The organism is Ornithinibacillus scapharcae TW25 (assembly GCF_000190475.1).
GTDB classification, from domain to species: domain Bacteria; phylum Bacillota; class Bacilli; order Bacillales; family Amphibacillaceae; genus Ornithinibacillus; species Ornithinibacillus scapharcae.
In genome coordinates this window covers 1-17,993 of sequence record NZ_AEWH01000040.1, presented here as the reverse complement: position 1 = coordinate 17,993, position 17,993 = coordinate 1, and the positions used below count along the sequence as shown (strand labels likewise).

The following is a 17,993-nucleotide window of genomic DNA, read 5'->3' as shown; positions in this document are numbered from 1 at the left end:
TTGTTAGCTGTTCATTTTGGCGCTGGAAATATAGGTCGAGGATTTATTGGTAATTTACTTTATCACTCTGGTTATGAAACTTGTTTTGTGGATGTTAATGACGAAATGGTTGAATTGCTAAATGAGAGACAAGAGTATCGTGTTGTCCTTGCTGAGCCTAATCAAGGGGAAACCATTATTAAAAATGTGAGAGCAATCAATAGTGCAACAAACCCTGAGGATGTTATATCAGCTATCGCAGAAGCTGATTTAGTAACAACAGCTATTGGCCCTAATATTCTACCGTTTATTGCGGAATTAGTGACGGAAGGTTTACGTAGCCGACTTAACACAAGTGATAAACCACTCAATGTGATTGCATGTGAAAATATGATTGGTGGAAGCTCTTTGTTGAAGGAAAAAGTTTATGAAAAGCTTTCAGAGGAAGAGAAGGGTCGATTTGATGAACGATTTGGATTCCCAGATTCAGCCGTTGACCGTATTGTTCCCAATCAAGTAAATGAAGATAAGTTGATGGTGAAGGTTGAACCTTTTTATGAATGGGTTGTAGAAGAACCGAAAATTGTTGGAGAAAAACCACCCGTTAAAGGAATAACCTATGTTAAAGACTTGGTTCCGTTTATTGAAAGGAAGCTCTTCACAGTAAACACAGGCCACGCACTGGCAGCATATTTTGGATATTATTATGGAATTGATACGATTAATCGTGCTATGGAGGACTCGCAAATTCTTGAATTAGTTAAAGGAGCGCTTAACGAGAGTGGGGCATTCTTGGTAGCTAAATATGGCTTTGATAAGAGTGAGCATGACAACTATATCGAAAAGATTTTGGGACGCTTCTCTAATTCTTATATTGTGGACGAAGTGACACGTGTAGGACGTTCTCCTATTCGGAAAATTGGTCCAAGTGATCGACTAGTTCGACCGGCAACACTTTACTTAGAAGAAATTGGTAAGGAACCTATTTACTTATTAAAAGGTATTGCTGCTGCGTTGTTATACGATGTTGAGGCAGATGAAGAAGCGGTGCAAATTCAGCAAAAGATTAAGGAAGATGGATTAGAAGCGGCTATTGAAAAATATACCGAGTTAAAGGCTGATTCTCCATTATTTAAAGGAATTGTTGAGCAGTATACACAATTGAAGAAATAGTGATAGCGAGGGTTATAGACCCGATACGGGGTTCATCACCTTTTGTAAAAAGATAGCGATTCTACTAGGAGTAGAATCGCTTTTTTGCTAATATTCTAGATAGTAGAGACTAGTATGAGGGTTGATTCTAAAGTAGGAGGATGTAGGCGTGAAACGAATCCGACTAGAAAATTGGTTGTTAGATGTTGATTGGAATAAAACCGCACAATTGTATAATAAAGATATAGATTTATGTCATTGTTTATACTGTAGAAATTTCAAGGAAGTAACTAAAAATTTTTCCCCCACTATGGAGAGTATTTTTACTATTTTAGGAATTAATCCTTCCAAGCCCATGCTTTTATCTGAGTTTGGCAAAACGGAGAAAGGGCTGCATTTGTATATAGCAAGTTATCCTTTTGTTGGTCAATTAATAGAAGGAAGTTATTGTACGGATTCAGAATGGAATGAAACCAATACTACTACTGTAGGATTTTTCACATTTGGGATCACGAAGGAGTTAGTAGTAAAAGAAGATGAACTTCCACGTCCTAGTTTGCAGGTCGATGTTGAGGCTCGAATTCCTTGGATATTAGACGAGAGTTCAGAGGGTTAACAAATGAGAACGGGAGATGTAAATGAATAAATTAAATCATTACTTGGAAAGTAATTTTCCTGGGCTACTAGTAAAGCCAAGTTTATATCATCAATGGAGTAAGGGTATTCATTTCGACTTGGCTAAAGGCTTATATCAACTGAAAAGTGATACAGATGACTTGAATCCAGAGTATTTCGATACAGTCTATAAACAAGCAATTGCGCTCTTTGAGGCTTTATTTTCGGCTGATGATAAGATTATCTTGGTAACCAATATCTATCAAAATAGGGATTTTGTTAGAAAAAGCAATAAGAAAATAAAAGTCTATCGTCATTTTATTAAAGGCAAGGATGTTCGAATTCGGTTAGGACAACAAATACTCCCCTTTATGTTTGATGATGAAGATGATATGGAGGGGAAATGTACCTCCCAATTCTATCTGGAATGCCAAAAAGAGGATATTCGATATCCTATACTCATCAGGGCAATTTGTAACCAGGATTTTCATTCATTAAAGCCAAGATTATATAATCCATACGAGTTATACGAACCAGATGTGTTTTTCATAAACATGACAAAAAATCTTATATATTATATTTATGATGACAGGGGATGTGAAGTTATCGCAAGTGATATAGAGACAATACGTCCTATCTATGCTAAATTCGAAAGCTGGATTGGTGACTACTGCCGAGAAGAAATCGAACAGCGATTTGCAAAATGAACGATCAAGCCAATTACAGAATGTTGACCTAGGAGATGGAATTGATGATTACAATAAGAAAATGCACACTTGATGATTTGCATGCACTTCAAGAAATCAGTAAAGAGACATTTTATGATACATTTAAAGAACAGAATTCTCCTGATAATATGAAAGCTTATTTGGAGAGGGCTTTTAACAAGGAACAATTAGAAAAGGAGTTAACTAATGAGTTTTCCCAATTCTATTTTGTCTATTTCGATAAAGAAATAGCTGGTTATGTAAAGGTCAATAGGGATGAAGCGCAGTCCGAGATAATGGGCAAGGATTCATTAGAAATCGAAAGAATTTATATAAAGAAAGCTTTCCAAAGGCACGGACTTGGTAAAGTTATGTTAGAAAAGGCAATTGAAGTTGCAAGGGATGAAGGCAAGAAGAAAATTTGGCTGGGTGTATGGGAGAAAAATAATAATGCGATTGCCTTTTATCATAAGATGGGATTTATTCAAACTGGGGCTCATTCTTTTTATATGGGGGATGAAGAACAAACGGATTACATCATGACTAAAACATTAGAAAGTAATCTCGATTAGAAGCGGTATATTTCTCCTGGAAAAAAATTAGAGCAAAGGATAACGGAGGGAAAACAATGGATAACGTACTATCTGTTCTCGGGATTATAGGAGTAGTTATCTACTTCATAACCAAACATCGAGAAACCCTTGAGAAACTAACGAAGATGCAAAACATTGGTATACTATTCACCTATATCATAACCTCGCTTATCGCTGGATGTGTGATTTACTACGGTGGGGCTATGATGAAAGAGTGGTTCAAGAGTGGAATATTATTAACGATTATTCAGTTCGTATACCTCATTATTGTCTTGTCAATTGCAATATACATGTTAAATCGTATACTTAGAATCATTACAAAAGGTAGTTTCCAAGGGGATATATAACTTTAGAAGAATGGCGTGAGATGATGGAGTTATTAGCGTTATATTACAAAATATATACGGATAGAGTACAGCCAACAGATTACGTGAAATGGGCATATCATGCTTTATATTTGGATGATCTGAATGTGAAGAAATTAGCTAGTATGAGCATGAAGGAACAGTTAAATATTTTTGAAATTGAACAGATGTTTGAAGATGCGATGAATAGCCTCCAACGAGAAATACCCTCAAAAGAACAATGCATAGACTTTCATCTCCAACAACTACATGTGAGATTATTAACCCCAACGGAACACGCGATGACAATAGTTAAAGAAATTTATGATTGTGCCATTCAACACGAATTACTAGAGGAACAAATAAAATGGCAAGGAATCAGTGATGTCATGGACGATTTTCAGTACGGAGATAATGATCATGGCTATACATTGGATAAGATCCACCAAATGATCGTTACACATGCACGAAAATTATGGCATACAAAGGCTAGCAAAATTGACTTTAAGGAATTTATTGGTCAAAAAATAATCGCTATTGATACTGAGATTCATTTCATTATACAGTTTAAAAAGGGCTCGCTCGTTATTGAATGCCCTTGGAGGATTAGGGATACTGATGGAATATTGCTAGGAGAGACAGATATTCTATCCAATCAACAAGAGTGGAGAACAGTCAATGAGTTATTAGTTGGTAGAACAATAGAAGATGTTCAGTTATTAGAACAATGTCCAATTCTCATCGTACAGTGTGGGAATATTTTTCTAGATGTTTTTCATGCGAGTTCCTATTTTGATGGCTGGACTCTAACGGATGAAGAGGATTTTTATGTGTTTTCCATGCATGGCGGGAGCATTGCTTAACGAAACAAGGGGGGATCATTTTGTTTGAATCAAATAGAATTAGGTTACGGAAAATGTCATTGGGGGATGTAGAGCTATATCACTCTTGGAGAAACGATATAGACGTAATGAATTCGACTAATCCTTTATTAGACGTATACTCACTAGAAGAAACTCGGGAATTCGTTGAAGAGGTTATAGTAAACTCTCGTTCTTCCAAGAGCTATATGATAGAAGAGAAGAATAGAGATAATGCAATTGGAATCACTTCGCTAGTGGAGATCGACCTGAAGAATAGAAATGCGGAATGTATTATCGATATAGGCGAGAAGGAATTTTGGGGGAAAGGATACGGGAGAGAAGCGCTATTACTGCTACTGGAATATGCTTTTTTGGAATTGAATCTACATCGTATTTCCCTTAAGGTATTTGCGTTTAATGAAAGAGCTGTTGGGCTATATAGTAGAATTGGCTTTAAGCGTGAGGGTATTAGCCGCCAAGCACTATATCGTAATGGGAAGTGGCATGACATCGTTCATATGGGGATATTAAAACAAGAATATTTTTTAAAAATAGGTGAGAGGGAGAAGGATGATGGCACTTGAGGAGGAATATCTAACTATCATTAAGCATCAGTTTAAACACCTAAAAGAACGTGCGGAGAAAGGAATAGCACAATTAACTGAGGAAGAAATCCACTGGAAACCTAGTGAGGAATCAAATAATATAGCTATTATTATCAAACACCTAAGCGGTAATATGCATTCTAGATGGGTAGACTTCTTATCTACAGATGGGGAAAAGGATTATCGAGATAGGGACGCGGAATTTGTTGATGATGGTCATTCTATGGAAAGGTTAATGCAAATTTGGGAGCAAGGTTGGAAATTGCTTTTTGGCACCATAGAGAACCTTCAGAGTAGTGATTTACATAAAACGGTCACACTAAGACAAGAACCAATCAGTGTCATTCAAGCGATCCAAACGGAAATCTCTCATATTAGTTATCATGTAGGACAAATCTTATTTATTGGAAAACAGATAAAGGATAAGGATTGGACTATTTTAAGTATCCCGAAGAATGGGTCATTAGCATTTAATGAAAAGGTTCTAGAAAAGAATTCGTTGAGCAAGAGGGGAATCATTTGAGTTTAGGGGATATCATTAATTTTTAAAGAAATTTTACAAGGGTGGTTGTCGAAATATTCACTAATTTATCTGAAGAAGAAAATCATCATAAGAATACTAGCTGAACTTGGAGAGTTAGTTTTGTAAGGGTTATTAATCGCTACACTTTCGGCTAAAATTGGTTTTCAAATTTCTTTGGGGGACTACATTATTATTGTCCCTCTTTTTTCGTTTTTGTTTTAAATTCAATATTTCCTAGATTTTTTATGTTTATAGTATTTGTATAGTTATTTATATAGATATACTAGAAAAATTTTAAAATTAAAACGTATATAAATAATTTTTCTTACCAATTTATCGAATTGAATGTGTCTATAGAAAATTGTAAATATTAACCAAATAAATTATAGTGTACCTAGTGTACGGGTTTGGAGAAAGGAGTGAAAGAATTTGTCATTATGTACACTAATAAGTCTAAGATAGTCAAAGTTAAATCAAAATCGTTAAGTTAATTTAATTGAGGAGGGTATTATCATGAAAAAAATGATGTTTGCTCTTTTTACACTGGTTTTAGTAATAGCTTTTAATGGGACTACGGTTTCTGCTGCGGAGATTATTGATTCAGAAAAAGTTAATTTAAATGCAGCTACAACTGCAAATATCAGTCCTGCTTATCTGAACGGGGTTGCTTATAAAGAGTATACCTTAACTGTGAACACTAACTATTCTGGTTCTAGTTATTTTTACATTGATTTTGGCGATGGCACAAATAAAAAGGGATATGGTTCATATAGTAAAAAGTTCACTAAATCCTGGAGTACCAATTCCTCTAAGATATTTACAACCTCAGCACAGGTAACCAATTCCACTTATGGACCTAGTCCTTGGTTTTATGGTAAAGCCGAAATCACATATAGATAGATGAATAAAATAAATTTGCATTCTAACAATATAAGATACTTTGTGTTGACTGTGCTTATTATAATAATAAGCACAGTTTCTTACACGTTTTCCTCGCTATCTACAGCTAACGAGCAAGTGGAACGGGATATTACAAATTTTTCCCGTGGATCGTATGATATTCTAATAAGGCCACCAGAAGCGCGAACAGAGCTTGAAAAACAGTTAAATGTTATTGAAGAGAACTACCTTGGTGTCGGTAATGGTGGAATAACAATAGGGGAATGGGAAGGGATCAAAAGCCACCCACAGGTTGAAATTGCTGCACCTATTGCCTCAATTGGGTTGTTCACGGCGATAGAACGTACTTGGATGATTGAACGGAAAGAGAATCTAAAATACTATGAAGTGGAGTACTATACAAGTGACGGAGTCAACTCATATAAGTATGATGAAGATGCATACATGTATGATTTTTCGCCTAGCATTAGGTATCCCTCTTCTTTTGAAGTGGCTAATAATTTCTTCTCAGAAGATATTGCTGCGTTTTATTTTCCTACCTCATATCATCAAGTGGTAGCGGTTGATGTTGAAGAGGAAGGTAAATTAACAAATTATGATTTAAGCTTATTAGAGGAACAAGTGGAGAGTAAATGGATCTATTCGGTTGATCAAGATGTAGCAATTCCTATTGTGAGTCTGAAAGGTGTTCCAGTACCAAATACTATTCACTTGACATTAGATAATCTAGAAGTAGCTACTGAATCAGAAGTAATGGATTGGAACAGTCACTTTATTAATGATAACCCACTTCAGGCAGTGCATCAGTATCCAGAGGAATATCATAAGGTTATAGATGAATATGTTAGTAGAAAAAGAAAGCATAACGAGGAAAAATTTGTTTTTAAACCAGAGGATGGACCATCTCCATTTGAACACCTTCATCTTTATGTAGATGATAATGGGAAACTTGCACCTGATGATGGAACTGGTGAAAATATGTTAGGTGGAAGTAGTATAAAGTTCAGTCAAAATATAGGTTATCAACTCAATCCTGTTTTATATGAGATTATTGACGCTACAAATCTTGCTGTTAAACAAATTGGAAAGGATAATGCATACCATGTACCCTTATATCGGGATATTCAGGAAGTTGAATTCTTTGAACTAGATGAAGCAAGAGAACCAATTAATAGAGATGATGCATTTGAATTTTATAATGTTGGCTTTTTCTCGATAAAGGAAAACACAGAAGAACTAGCTTCTGCACCATTGGGGATTTATGGGAGCGATATGCCTTATCTAAAATCTGAGCCTACTATTAAACTTCATCCATCAGCAGTTCCTGGTAGCTTCGTTACAACTCCGGCTCATGGTTTGATATCGTTAAAATGGGCGGAAAAGATAAAGGGAAATGCTCCGATAGATGCTATTCGTGTTAAGGTATCAGGAATTACGGGCTATGATAAGAAAGCAGCCGAATTAATTGAGGAACTTGCTAATGAGTGGAAAGATAAAGGATATACAGTGGATATTGTGGCTGGTGCATCCTTACACGATATTACTGTAGATGTCGAAGGGATAGGAAAAGTTGTTCAACCTTTTACAACCTTAGGTGCTTCAGGAACGGTGGTTTTAAGCTGGAATCTACTTCAGGTAGTATTAACAATTTTTTACGGATTAATTGCCATTACTTTTGTTACATTTACATTTTTTAATCTATTATCAGATCGGAAAAGTGATGAACTATTACTAGGAAAACTTGGCTGGTCAGAAAAGTTGATTCGTAAGTCTCGGTATAATGAATGGTGCTGGTTATTGGGCTTACCAATCTTTATAACTTTAGTTGGATACACAGTCTTTGGAATGGTCGAAGGAAATTGGGGGTATCTTTTATTAGCGGGCAGCTTTAGTGGTGTCTTGATTTTACTGTTTGTTTGGGCTGATTTATTGGTGAGGAGAAATTCGAAACAACTTAATGGGCAGAAGTTTACTATTACATTACAAAATATTTGGTTCTATCGTAATAGTCTACTTGCTTCCTGTATACAACTTCTACTAATAACGATATTAACTTGTTTTCTTCCATTCTTTTTAATACAAAATGTTGAAAGAACTACACAGACTAGACTTGGGTCTTATATACATGGGGAAATTGAAGGACTGTTTATTGTTATTACAGTACTTCTTTATGTATTGAGTATAGTAACTGTCTATCAATCGCTAAGGAGAATGTGGATAAAGCGATTATCTGAGATTCAATTGTTCTTATATCTTGGTTGGGGAAAAAAGGCTATTAGAAACTACTTCGTTAAAGAAGTTCTGTTATGGGCTGGAATTACGATTTTTATTGGCTGGTTAATAAGCTTGCTTATTTCCGTGATGTTCATGGGTATCGCTGGGACTACAGTTCTTTGGCAAACAGGAGGATTTCTTTTAATCTTCTCTGTAACGCTAGGCAGTTCGATTTATACCCTAAACCGAGTGAACGTAAAGGAGGGGGGAAGAATTGCAATTAAAGCTTAGTCATGTTAGTAAAACGTATCAAACGAGTACAGAGAAAATCCACGTTCTAAAGGATATCAATATTAGTATTGATTCGGGAACATGGGTAAATGTAACGGGACCATCAGGTTCTGGAAAAACAACTCTACTACGACTATTATCTGCTATTGAACAAGTTGATGAGGGGCAAGTGCTTATCGGGAGTATGGATACTAGAGTCGTAGATGAAGAGGAACGAAGAAGTTTCCGAAGGGATTATATCGGCTATATCTTTCAGGACTTTCAACTTTTCAACCAGTTTGATGTCCTGACGAATGTGATGATACCACGTTTGCCATATGAGCCAAAAGAAGTAGTAAAAGAAAAGGCGGAAAGTCTATTAGAAGCAGTTGGAATGTTACATAGGAAACGCCATATGCCTTCTCAGATTTCTGGCGGCGAAAAACAGCGTACTTCCATAGCAAGGGCTCTAATGAACGATCCCCAATTAATTCTATGTGATGAGCCTACTGGAAATCTTGACGTGGAAAATCGAGATCAAATTATGAAAATCCTGCGCGATATACATCAAGAAGGTGTCACCATTGTATTAGTTACCCATGACCAGGAACTCACAAAATACGGCGATCTACATTTCCAAATGAAAGATGGACAACTAATAGACAAAACAGTACAAATCGTGGGATAAGGGACAAGGGGATAGGTCTCTTGTCCCATATTTTTATCTAACCAAGGAACCTTCCCTAATCCTCCTCTATTATTTAGTCTTATTATTACCTATTCGTTTTAAGATTAAGTAAGGAATCCAAGCGACTAATGGGAAGAATACGGAGATAACTATTATATCCTCAACAAACTGATAGGTGACTTTTTCTGTTTCTTCTATACTTATTAACCAAGCAAAACTGAAGAGAAATACTTTTCCGATGTAAAATAGCAGATGAAACCAGCGTAAGCGATCTCGTATTAAATAGAAGTACAGCAGTCCTCCTAATAGAAGCATGATAACTATTGGGATAAAATGAACATTGGATATAACTTCATTTTCTACTAACTTAATTACTAGATAAGTAATTAGAAACAACGATCCAAAGACAATAACCGTGTTGAAGCCAAAACTAAGACGGGACCTATGATAATCTTTAGGTACACTTGTAGACTTGGACCCAAAGCCGTTTAGTCTTGGGAACCTATCATTCCATTCTTTCTGAAGTTCTTTCCGCAATTGCTTCCACTCAACACCAGACGGGACAGATAGTAAAAGGTTATCTGCATCCAAAGCCTTTATCCTATCCTCATCCTCCATTGTTTTTCTATCCTTCCTGTATAGCACTTCATTTGTAAAGAAAACAGGTATACTCTGTTCGTGAAAATAATCTAACCACATGTTCACTTGGCCGTCCTTAGCAGGAAATTCAAGCTTAAACAATTCTCGTTTTCCATTTTTGAGTTGTACGATATACAGCGTTCATAGCTTTAATGGCAATAATTCTAGGAAAATATCCACTAAAGACTACAATCAAATCAACGATAATGGCAGTTTTAGTTAACTTCGTACTGGTATCTTACTTTATTTATCTTAATTTACCAGTGGAAACAGACGAGGTTAGTTCAAATGCAGTAAATCAAGATGGGATCACAGAAGCGGAAAAACAGAAGAAAGAAGAAAGAAAAAAGAACGAAGGAATTGGAACAAAACATTCAAGAAGATATAGAAAAACAACTAGAGCTGGTATATGAAAGTAATAAGGATCAAGCAACCACTAAAGAGCTAGTTGTGTATGTGCAACCTTTTCACAATGGGGATAAACTTGCTACGTACGTATATGCGAAAAACTTTCATACAGAGTGGGAATTTAATGGTCAAGTTCGAGTAGCCACTTATAATGATTCGGATGAGGTTGTCCATGATGAACTTCTCGAAGTCCAACTAGAACTAGGCGAAACCAAACTTGTACATAGGGAATTTGGTGATTCAGCTTTTAAATGGTTTCGTTATGAGTTTTATCCGGGTGAGCGGTGAGAGACTAATGGTTAAATAGAGTTAATAAAGCAGAGAAGGGGACTTTGTTAACATGATATAATGAATGTATTACATGAAAAATAGGTGAAAAAATGGACCAAAAAGTCATACAAGATAATCAAAAAATATTTGCTTTCCTTAGTAACTATTTAAATAAAGCACCAGACTATATAGAAAAAGAAGAGGTGGACGCGCTTGTTCGTAATGGTGTGTCTCACGAGTATGCTTTCTCGGTTATTTTAGCTGCGGCATTTGGTTTAGATATAGTGGATAATCGAGCTGATCGAGACTTTTTTCAAAGTTATTTTCCTAATATGATTCATCACCTTGATACAACGGAATATAACCAAAACCCTTACTACAAAAACATCAAAATACCATCTATTAAAATAGGAAACAGTGAACTGAAATACGAAAAATATAAGCCATATGAGGGCTTTGTATGTGATGATATCGTCCAATCCAAACCAGGAAGGCAAATCCCACAGATTGGTTTCTTTGATACAGAATTTGTGTATCCTGCTGTGTTAGAAAACGATCGAATCTGGATGACCATTACACCAAACGAAATTGAAACGATGAAGGAAGCTGTTGATAGAGCCACTGGTAATGTCCTTACCTATGGCCTTGGACTTGGTTACTATGCCTATATGGTGTCAGAAAAGGAAACCGTAGAGCGTGTAACAATCGTCGATATGAATGAGGATGTAGTAAACTTATTTAAGACTCATATTTTGCCGCAATTTACACATGCCGATAAAATTACCATCATTCAAGCCGATGCCTTTGAACATGCTAAATATGATCTAGCGAAAGGTAATTATGATTTTGTGTTTACAGACCTGTGGCATGATGTATCAGATGGAATGGACATGTACTTAAGAATGAAGCAATATGAAAAACAAAGTCCAAGCACAGAATTTATGTACTGGATAGAAAAGTCTATTTTGTGTTACTTATAATCCGTAGGAGAGTTTAGGCTGAAGAAATTTACAACTGGATCCATTGTGGTCCAGTTTTTTAAAAAGCGAATAACAAAGGTCTGGAGGGCGATGAATTGTATAAAGCAGTAATATTTGATTTAGATAATACGCTACTTGATCGCGATGCTTCTGTAAAAAGTTTTATTCGTAAACAGTATGATAGATTGCGTACTTGGTTAAGTCACATTCCAAAAGAAGTGTACATAGATAGGTTTATAGATTTAGATGCAAGAGGGTATGTATGGAAAGATAAAGTTTACCAACAATTAATCGAGGAATTTAATATTAACCTAAGCTGGGAAACATTGCTTCAGGATTACATAGATGAGTTTCATCATCACTGTGTGGCTTTTCCCAATCTAATACCCACATTAGATGAATTAAAGAAATCCTCATATAAGCTTGGCATGATTACTAATGGAAAGGGTCAGTTTCAATTGGATAATATTAGAGCCCTTGGGATTGAGGACTATTTTGATTGTATTTTAATTTCCGAGTGGGAAGGGATAAAGAAACCAAATCCACTGATTTTTCGAAGAGCGCTAGAAGAAATGCAGGTCTCACCTAAGGAAGCGATTTTTGTTGGAGATCATCCAGTCAATGACGTGGAAGGTGCTCGAAATGTAGGAATGATTGGAGCTTGGAAAAAAGATAGCCAGTGGAAGGACGTAAATGCTGACTATATTGTGGAAGATCTAATCGATCTATTGGATATTCTAAAAGAAGGGATTGCTACAAAATGATAACCGTTTATGGTCCAACTGTTGACAATCAGACTCGTTGCAAGCATTATCACAGCAAGCAAGATGTCATTGCAATTAAATTCAAATGTTGTGATAAATATTACCCATGCTATCAATGCCATCAAGAGTGTGAAGAACACGAGATTATGGTTTGGGAGAAGAATGAATTTGAGGTAAAGGCAATCCTGTGTGGTGTATGTGAGATAGAGCATACCATAAGTGAGTATATGAACACCAGTAGATGCCTGCAATGTAACGCGGAATTTAATGAAGGATGTTCGAATCATTATCACTTGTATTTTCAAGTTTAGCAGATAATCAAATCGAAATGATATGTACATTTACCTATCCATTTGCATAGAATAGTTTAGAAATTCTGTGAGAGGATGGAAGATATGTACTATATTCCTTATGGTTATTCATATCCAGCTCCCTACTATGTCCCGACATATACGAATACTGGGTACTATCAAACACCAGATATGAGATGGGGCATTTGGCAAGCTGAGAAAATGAAGTCTAGAGTCCAGTTAAAAGATTACGGCCCGAATCCATTTGTTGTAGATATTGAAGCGGCAAGTGAGCAAAATAAAAATTATCGAACTGCTTTATGGACTGGTGAACATCTTCAGGTCACCGTGATGAGTATTCCTGTTGGGGGAGATATCGGTTTAGAAGTACACCACGATACAGATCAGTTTTTACGTGTTGAAGAGGGGCAAGGTGTTGTTCGAATGGGGAAGAGCAGAGACAATTTGACACTTGAGCGAAAGGTTCGCGAGGATTCAGCTATTATGGTACCTGCAGGAACTTGGCATAACCTGATTAATACAGGGAATGAGCCAATAAAGCTATATACAATCTATGCACCGCCACATCACCCACGTGGAACGGTTCAGCGAACAAAAGCAGAAGCAATGGCAGAAGAATAAAACACAGGCACAATTCTTAAGGATTGTGCTTTTTAATTTGGTCATATAAAATTCTCTCAATGAATACTTGAGAGAATTTTTCTTTTTCATGAATTATGAAAGGTCTGTCCAATTTCCTTCTCGGCAATCACTTCATTCGCTGCTTCTAATTCTTTATGTTCTTTAACGGAATCCCCAACCATCTTGTTTAAGTAGTCAAAAGGATAATTTGCTCTAAGTCCGTTCTGTACCTCGAATTCTCCGTCTGTATTAGCTTGGTTAGGCATATTAAACTTTTTCTTTTCTTCATCTTTAGACATCATCATCACCTCATGTAGTGGACTGGCTAATCCTGCTTCTTTTATGCAATGAAGCATAATTTTTTTAATCTCATAGAAAATAATCTAAACTGGTTTATCAAGGGGGAAAGTATGATGAAACGAGTATACAGTGATATTATTCAATTTCGTGGAAGTCACTACGATTTTGGATACATGCAAGGTGAATTATTAAGAGAATCCCCTATCTTCCCCAATCGTGAAAAACAGTGGGGTTCAAAGAGGAAGTATCACTTTTCTATTGATGAACAAGAAGTGAAAAGTGCTATGATGAAATTTGCTCCCAGAATTTGGGATGAGATAACAGGTTTGGCAGATGCACTAAAATGGGATATGCATGATGCGATCCGTGAGTTCGGTGGCTATTATTTAGAGTATGGGAGAAGTGGTTGCTCTATTTTTACTAGTGATGACTATTTGATTCGGAATTATGATAACCATCCAGCCTCCTATGAGGGACAATATATGTTCTACCAACCTACTGACCAAGGATATGCGATGGTTGGACCTTCTATGCAACTTACGGGACGGATTGATGGATTGAACGAAGAGGGACTTGCGATGGGTTACAACTTCGTTAACCGGAAAAAGTCAGGCGGTGGTTTCGTCTGTAATATGGTTGGAAGGATCATTCTGGAATCTTGTGCTTCGGTTGAAGAGGCGATTGATCTGCTAAGAGAAATACCCCACAGGCATTCCTTTAATTATGTACTGTTAGATAAAAAGGGGAAGACTTGTGTCGTAGAGGCTTCACCACGAAAAGTGGATGTGCACCAAGGTCTTGTATGTACCAATCATTTTGAAAAATTAACAGAGGAAAATCGCTATCGCATGGATGAGTCCGTCAGTCGTCAGGAAACAATGCGAACATTAGGGACGGAAGTGCAGAGCGCATACCAAGCCTTTCAACTTATGAATGATACCGATAAAGGTGTGTTTTCCGAAAAATATGGCGCCTGGGCAGGTACTATCCATACTGCAGCTTATCTTCCAAAGGACATGAAAGCATGGTTCTCTATAGGAGGAGATCAAAGACCAGTTATTTTCGATTTTAATAAGTGGCTTGCAGGTGAAAAGGTCTTAGTAAAACAAATTAAAGGTAAACTAAATTCAGACTCGCCTTTTGTTAATATGGAATTATTTTCAGATCCTGGAATACTGTTGTAATGTAAGCAACCAATCTCATGATAAGATTGGTTGTTTTTTATTTACGATATGGATTTGTTTCGAACATCTACAATTGCACGGGCGAATTCATTGGAAACATCTTCACCAGCTTCTTCCCATTTCGTTTTGTCTCGAATATATCCATCCTTATCGAGTGGTTCTTGGAATTGATTAAGACCTGTAGCTGCCAACAAAGAGTTTTCATCTTTATCTAGTCCGATATGTACGACATGCTTGATGACAAAAGGTGTTCCGAATTCGATAAAAGCGTCATTACGATCTAATATTCCTTCCAACACATGAAATGGCATACGAAGATAAATTGTTTCGCCATTTTCGCGATGCAATACTGCATCAAAGAAAGCTCCGTCATATTCCCAACTTCCGCACATACTAAGACCAAACTGCTTAGCCAAACCTCGTGCTTCTCCAAAATATGCTTTCTTACCTTCTAATTCGGTTTCTAATTGTATCATATTTTTTTATTCCTTCCTTTTTATCTACTAGCTTTAGCTATAAATAGAAAAAAATACCTTTTAATCACATTTCTGTATAAAAAGTTTCACACCTGAAATTAGGGCGTGATACACTAAGCATATATTGAAGAAATGCGGTGAAGGAATTGCTTAAGGATACAGGGGAAAGAGTGATACCCGAAAAAATGAAAATAATGAATGGGTTATTGCTGGAGCATATAGCAAGATATCATTTTGCACGAGAGTATGTGTACGGAAGGGTTCTTGATTTTGCTAGTGGCTCGGGCTATGGTACCCACATTATTGCGAAGTCTAACGTACATTCAGTGAAGGAAGTTGTTGGGATTGATATTAGCGAGGAAGCTGTGAAATATGCACGCGCAACGTATTATCATCCTCGTTCGTCTTTTAGGCTTGGAAATGTCGTGGATCCGGAACTACCGAAAGAGCTAGGAGTTTTTGATTGTATTATTAGCTTTGAGACAATTGAGCATGTGAAAGAGGAAGAACAGTTTTTAACAAATATTTATCGGATGTTAAAGCCTGGTGGCACACTGATTCTTTCCACTCCATTTGGTGAAGGGAGAGGAAAGCCTAGTGGCCAGGAGTTTCATGTGCATCAACTGACCGTTCAGGAATTTAAGGACTTGTTTCATGACTATGAAAATGTGGAGTATTTTTATCAAAAGGGTGTATTAATCCAACCTGCTGATAGTGTTGGAGATAAAAAATTCCCTCTTGGTATCGCGATATGTAAGAAATAAACTCAAATGCAAGGGGCAGTTGAAGAACAAGGCTATGATGTAGCTTAATTGTAAGAGCCCTTCAGAGTACTTTTACTCTGAAGGGCTTTCTTATGGCTTGCCTTATTAGCATTATTCCTTTTGAGTAGCTTTTACTCCACTATTCAACGAGATGAACATTGTTCCTAATGAAAGGATGATTAAAATCCCTCCAACTAATGCATTGACATGAGTGGTGGCCTGCCCAATAATAATCCCACCAATAAAGGCACCAACTGCAATCCCGAAATGTAAGGAAGAATTACTTAAGCTTTGTTGAATTTCACCTGTCTCTGGTGAGCTTTCAATTAAATAACTTTGCATGGCTGGTGATATTGCCCAGCTCATAATCCCCCATATCACTAGTGCTAGTAAGAAGATTGGTAAAATGCTTGTAGTGTATGGAATCACCATCATGACGATACTGAAGATAATAATAGCGGTAATAATGGTTTTCTTTGTCCCGAGAATGTCAGCTAAAGTACCACCAATTCCGCCCCCACTAACGGCAGCTATACCAAATATCAAGAAGATAACACTCACCCATGTTGCCCCCATATCTATATTTTCCTGTAAGAAAGGCTTGAGATATGTGTATAACACGGAATGTCCTGTCATGTATAGAAAAGTAGTAATGTGAGCAAATAAGATTCTTCTGCTCTTTAAAGTTGCTAACTGAATTCCGATTGGGATGGATGGGCGTGGTTCCACCTTATCCATCCAGAAGTAAACCCCGACGATGGAAAGTGCAGTCAATACAGAAATTAGGATGAAAGGAGCACGCCAGCTAAAGGCTTCTCCTAGCATTAATCCAATTGGAACTCCAAGTACTAATGACCCGCTAACTCCCATTGACACAATTCCGATAGCTCGACCACGATATTTTGGTTCAACAATTCTCGGAGCTAACACCAAGCAGAGGATGATTAATAATGCTCCACTGAGTGCCGTGATAATTCTACCAACCAATAAAACGCTGTATGTAGGACTAATGACAGAAATAATGTTTCCTATTAAGAAAAGTACTAAAAAAATTAATGTTAATTTCTTTCGTTCTATTTTTGCAGTAGCGATTAAGAGAATTGGTGACGCAATCGCAAATATTAGGGAGAAGATTGTTACCAGAAAACCTGCTGCCCCTAATGAGACATCTAAGTCTTCTGCTATTAAGTCCAGTAATCCACTAATGATTAATTCAACCATTCCAACAATGAAAGATACAATCATCAAAAAGTAAACTCGTTTGTCCATCTAGTTCGTCCTTTCTAAGCTCTAGTTTTAATAGTAAACTTGTTGATGTTCCAATACAAGTTAAATCACGTTAGAATATAAAAAGCTAAAGGATAGGTAAATTTGCTAATGTTTGTCCAATCCTAGCTTAACATTATGTCAACCAACCAAACATAGGGAGAAAACATATGAACGAGCATGATTACGATAAACTTCTTAACATAAAAACGCACGGAAAAGGAAGCCCTGACAATGTCACGCATTATTATCCGTATGAGCCAACGCCATATGAAGCATTAGAGATACTTTTTAACCAATATGAAGTGAATGGTAGTGACCAATTTGTTGATTTCGGCTGTGGTCTTGGTAGACTTAACTTTTATCTTCATTACCATTTTCGTGTAAAAGTTACTGGGATTGAGATGGATGAATTATCCTATAGAAAAGCCCTGAAGAACAAAGACAGTTATGCGAAAAAGATAAAACACTCTGTTGAAAACATAACTTTTTAAATTAGCCGTGCGGAGGATTACTCCATCTCTAGTTTGGATAATCGCTTTTACTTCTTTAATCCA

Annotated in this window: 23 protein-coding genes; 19 read left to right on the top strand and 4 right to left on the bottom strand. The window is 36.6% G+C overall.

Annotated features, from left to right (window positions below; genetic code table 11):
• From G5W_RS0109735 to G5W_RS0109685, 11 genes are all read left to right on the top strand, one after another.
• Positions 1 to 1,152, top strand: a complete 1,152-nt coding sequence (locus tag G5W_RS0109735) for a mannitol-1-phosphate 5-dehydrogenase (protein ID WP_010096250.1) — start codon at positions 1 to 3, stop codon at positions 1,150 to 1,152.
• Positions 1,153 to 1,300: 148 nt separating this feature from the next.
• The gene (locus G5W_RS0109730; protein WP_010096249.1) at positions 1,301 to 1,747 is read left to right on the top strand and encodes a hypothetical protein; all 447 of its coding nucleotides are present in this window, start codon (positions 1,301 to 1,303) and stop codon (positions 1,745 to 1,747) included.
• A 22-nt stretch (positions 1,748 to 1,769) separates the two neighbouring features.
• On the top strand, positions 1,770 to 2,453 hold the full coding sequence (locus G5W_RS0109725) for a DUF3885 domain-containing protein (RefSeq protein WP_010096248.1): 684 nt from the start codon (positions 1,770 to 1,772) through the stop codon (positions 2,451 to 2,453).
• 44 nt (positions 2,454 to 2,497) lie between these two features.
• A complete protein-coding gene (gene paiA / locus G5W_RS0109720; RefSeq protein ID WP_010096244.1) occupies positions 2,498 to 3,025 on the top strand; it encodes a spermidine/spermine N(1)-acetyltransferase in 528 nt (175 codons plus the stop codon).
• Between the two features lie 56 nt (positions 3,026 to 3,081).
• The gene (locus G5W_RS0109715; RefSeq protein WP_010096243.1) at positions 3,082 to 3,393 is read left to right on the top strand and encodes a hypothetical protein; all 312 of its coding nucleotides are present in this window, start codon (positions 3,082 to 3,084) and stop codon (positions 3,391 to 3,393) included.
• Between the two features lie 20 nt (positions 3,394 to 3,413).
• Positions 3,414 to 4,253, top strand: a complete 840-nt coding sequence (locus G5W_RS0109710) for a hypothetical protein (RefSeq protein ID WP_010096242.1) — start codon at positions 3,414 to 3,416, stop codon at positions 4,251 to 4,253.
• A gap of 17 nt (positions 4,254 to 4,270) precedes the next feature.
• Complete coding sequence (locus tag G5W_RS0109705) at positions 4,271 to 4,837, top strand: GNAT family N-acetyltransferase (RefSeq protein WP_029191081.1); 567 nt, start codon at positions 4,271 to 4,273, stop codon at positions 4,835 to 4,837.
• The gene (locus G5W_RS0109700; RefSeq protein WP_050801664.1) at positions 4,824 to 5,381 is read left to right on the top strand and encodes a DUF1572 family protein; all 558 of its coding nucleotides are present in this window, start codon (positions 4,824 to 4,826) and stop codon (positions 5,379 to 5,381) included. Before G5W_RS0109705 ends, G5W_RS0109700 begins: the two co-directional genes overlap by 14 nt.
• Positions 5,382 to 5,894: 513 nt before the next feature.
• Complete coding sequence (locus G5W_RS0109695; protein WP_010096239.1) at positions 5,895 to 6,281, top strand: hypothetical protein; 387 nt, start codon at positions 5,895 to 5,897, stop codon at positions 6,279 to 6,281.
• A gap of 45 nt (positions 6,282 to 6,326) precedes the next feature.
• Positions 6,327 to 8,786, top strand: coding sequence for an ABC transporter permease family protein (locus G5W_RS0109690; RefSeq protein WP_029191080.1), 2,460 nt, complete (start codon positions 6,327 to 6,329; stop codon positions 8,784 to 8,786).
• Entirely contained in the window at positions 8,770 to 9,453 is a 684-nt protein-coding gene (locus tag G5W_RS0109685) for an ABC transporter ATP-binding protein (protein ID WP_010096235.1), read from the top strand. Before G5W_RS0109690 ends, G5W_RS0109685 begins: the two co-directional genes overlap by 17 nt.
• A 69-nt stretch (positions 9,454 to 9,522) precedes the next feature.
• Here G5W_RS0109685 and G5W_RS0109680 read toward each other — a convergent pair whose 3' ends face one another.
• A complete protein-coding gene (locus G5W_RS0109680; protein WP_010096233.1) occupies positions 9,523 to 10,194 on the bottom strand; it encodes a hypothetical protein in 672 nt (223 codons plus the stop codon).
• A 201-nt stretch (positions 10,195 to 10,395) separates the two neighbouring features.
• Between G5W_RS0109680 and G5W_RS0109675 the strand changes: the two genes are divergently transcribed.
• The 5 genes from G5W_RS0109675 (at position 10,396) to G5W_RS0109655 (ending at position 13,446) form a co-directional block, all read left to right on the top strand.
• A complete protein-coding gene (locus G5W_RS0109675; protein ID WP_010096230.1) occupies positions 10,396 to 10,788 on the top strand; it encodes a hypothetical protein in 393 nt (130 codons plus the stop codon).
• 92 nt (positions 10,789 to 10,880) lie between these two features.
• Positions 10,881 to 11,750 carry a spermine/spermidine synthase domain-containing protein gene (locus G5W_RS0109670; protein ID WP_010096228.1) on the top strand — a complete coding sequence of 290 codons (870 nt, stop codon included), beginning with the start codon at positions 10,881 to 10,883 and terminating at the stop codon, positions 11,748 to 11,750.
• Positions 11,751 to 11,845: 95 nt separating this feature from the next.
• A complete protein-coding gene (locus G5W_RS0109665) occupies positions 11,846 to 12,514 on the top strand; it encodes an HAD family hydrolase (RefSeq protein WP_010096226.1) in 669 nt (222 codons plus the stop codon).
• Positions 12,511 to 12,825 carry a CHY zinc finger protein gene (locus G5W_RS0109660; protein ID WP_010096223.1) on the top strand — a complete coding sequence of 105 codons (315 nt, stop codon included), beginning with the start codon at positions 12,511 to 12,513 and terminating at the stop codon, positions 12,823 to 12,825. Before G5W_RS0109665 ends, G5W_RS0109660 begins: the two co-directional genes overlap by 4 nt.
• An 84-nt stretch (positions 12,826 to 12,909) precedes the next feature.
• Positions 12,910 to 13,446, top strand: a complete 537-nt coding sequence (locus G5W_RS0109655) for a cupin domain-containing protein (protein ID WP_010096221.1) — start codon at positions 12,910 to 12,912, stop codon at positions 13,444 to 13,446.
• Positions 13,447 to 13,532: 86 nt separating this feature from the next.
• On the opposite strand, the gene G5W_RS20865 is transcribed toward G5W_RS0109655, so the two are convergent.
• Positions 13,533 to 13,802 carry a hypothetical protein gene (locus G5W_RS20865; RefSeq protein WP_010096219.1) on the bottom strand — a complete coding sequence of 90 codons (270 nt, stop codon included), beginning with the start codon at positions 13,800 to 13,802 and terminating at the stop codon, positions 13,533 to 13,535.
• A gap of 57 nt (positions 13,803 to 13,859) precedes the next feature.
• Here G5W_RS20865 and G5W_RS0109645 point away from each other — a divergent pair, with 57 nt between their 5' ends.
• Complete coding sequence (locus tag G5W_RS0109645) at positions 13,860 to 14,930, top strand: C45 family autoproteolytic acyltransferase/hydrolase (RefSeq protein WP_010096217.1); 1,071 nt, start codon at positions 13,860 to 13,862, stop codon at positions 14,928 to 14,930.
• A gap of 41 nt (positions 14,931 to 14,971) precedes the next feature.
• On the opposite strand, the gene G5W_RS0109640 is transcribed toward G5W_RS0109645, so the two are convergent.
• A complete protein-coding gene (locus G5W_RS0109640; protein WP_010096216.1) occupies positions 14,972 to 15,406 on the bottom strand; it encodes a YugN family protein in 435 nt (144 codons plus the stop codon).
• A 146-nt stretch (positions 15,407 to 15,552) separates the two neighbouring features.
• Between G5W_RS0109640 and G5W_RS0109635 the strand changes: the two genes are divergently transcribed.
• On the top strand, positions 15,553 to 16,170 hold the full coding sequence (locus G5W_RS0109635; protein WP_029191079.1) for a class I SAM-dependent methyltransferase: 618 nt from the start codon (positions 15,553 to 15,555) through the stop codon (positions 16,168 to 16,170).
• Positions 16,171 to 16,281: 111 nt separating this feature from the next.
• On the opposite strand, the gene G5W_RS0109630 is transcribed toward G5W_RS0109635, so the two are convergent.
• Positions 16,282 to 17,439, bottom strand: a complete 1,158-nt coding sequence (locus G5W_RS0109630) for an MFS transporter (RefSeq protein WP_010096214.1) — start codon at positions 17,437 to 17,439, stop codon at positions 16,282 to 16,284.
• Positions 17,440 to 17,606: 167 nt separating this feature from the next.
• Here G5W_RS0109630 and G5W_RS22130 point away from each other — a divergent pair, with 167 nt between their 5' ends.
• Positions 17,607 to 17,930, top strand: coding sequence for a class I SAM-dependent methyltransferase (locus G5W_RS22130; protein WP_010096213.1), 324 nt, complete (start codon positions 17,607 to 17,609; stop codon positions 17,928 to 17,930).
• Positions 17,931 to 17,993 lie beyond the last annotated feature (63 nt).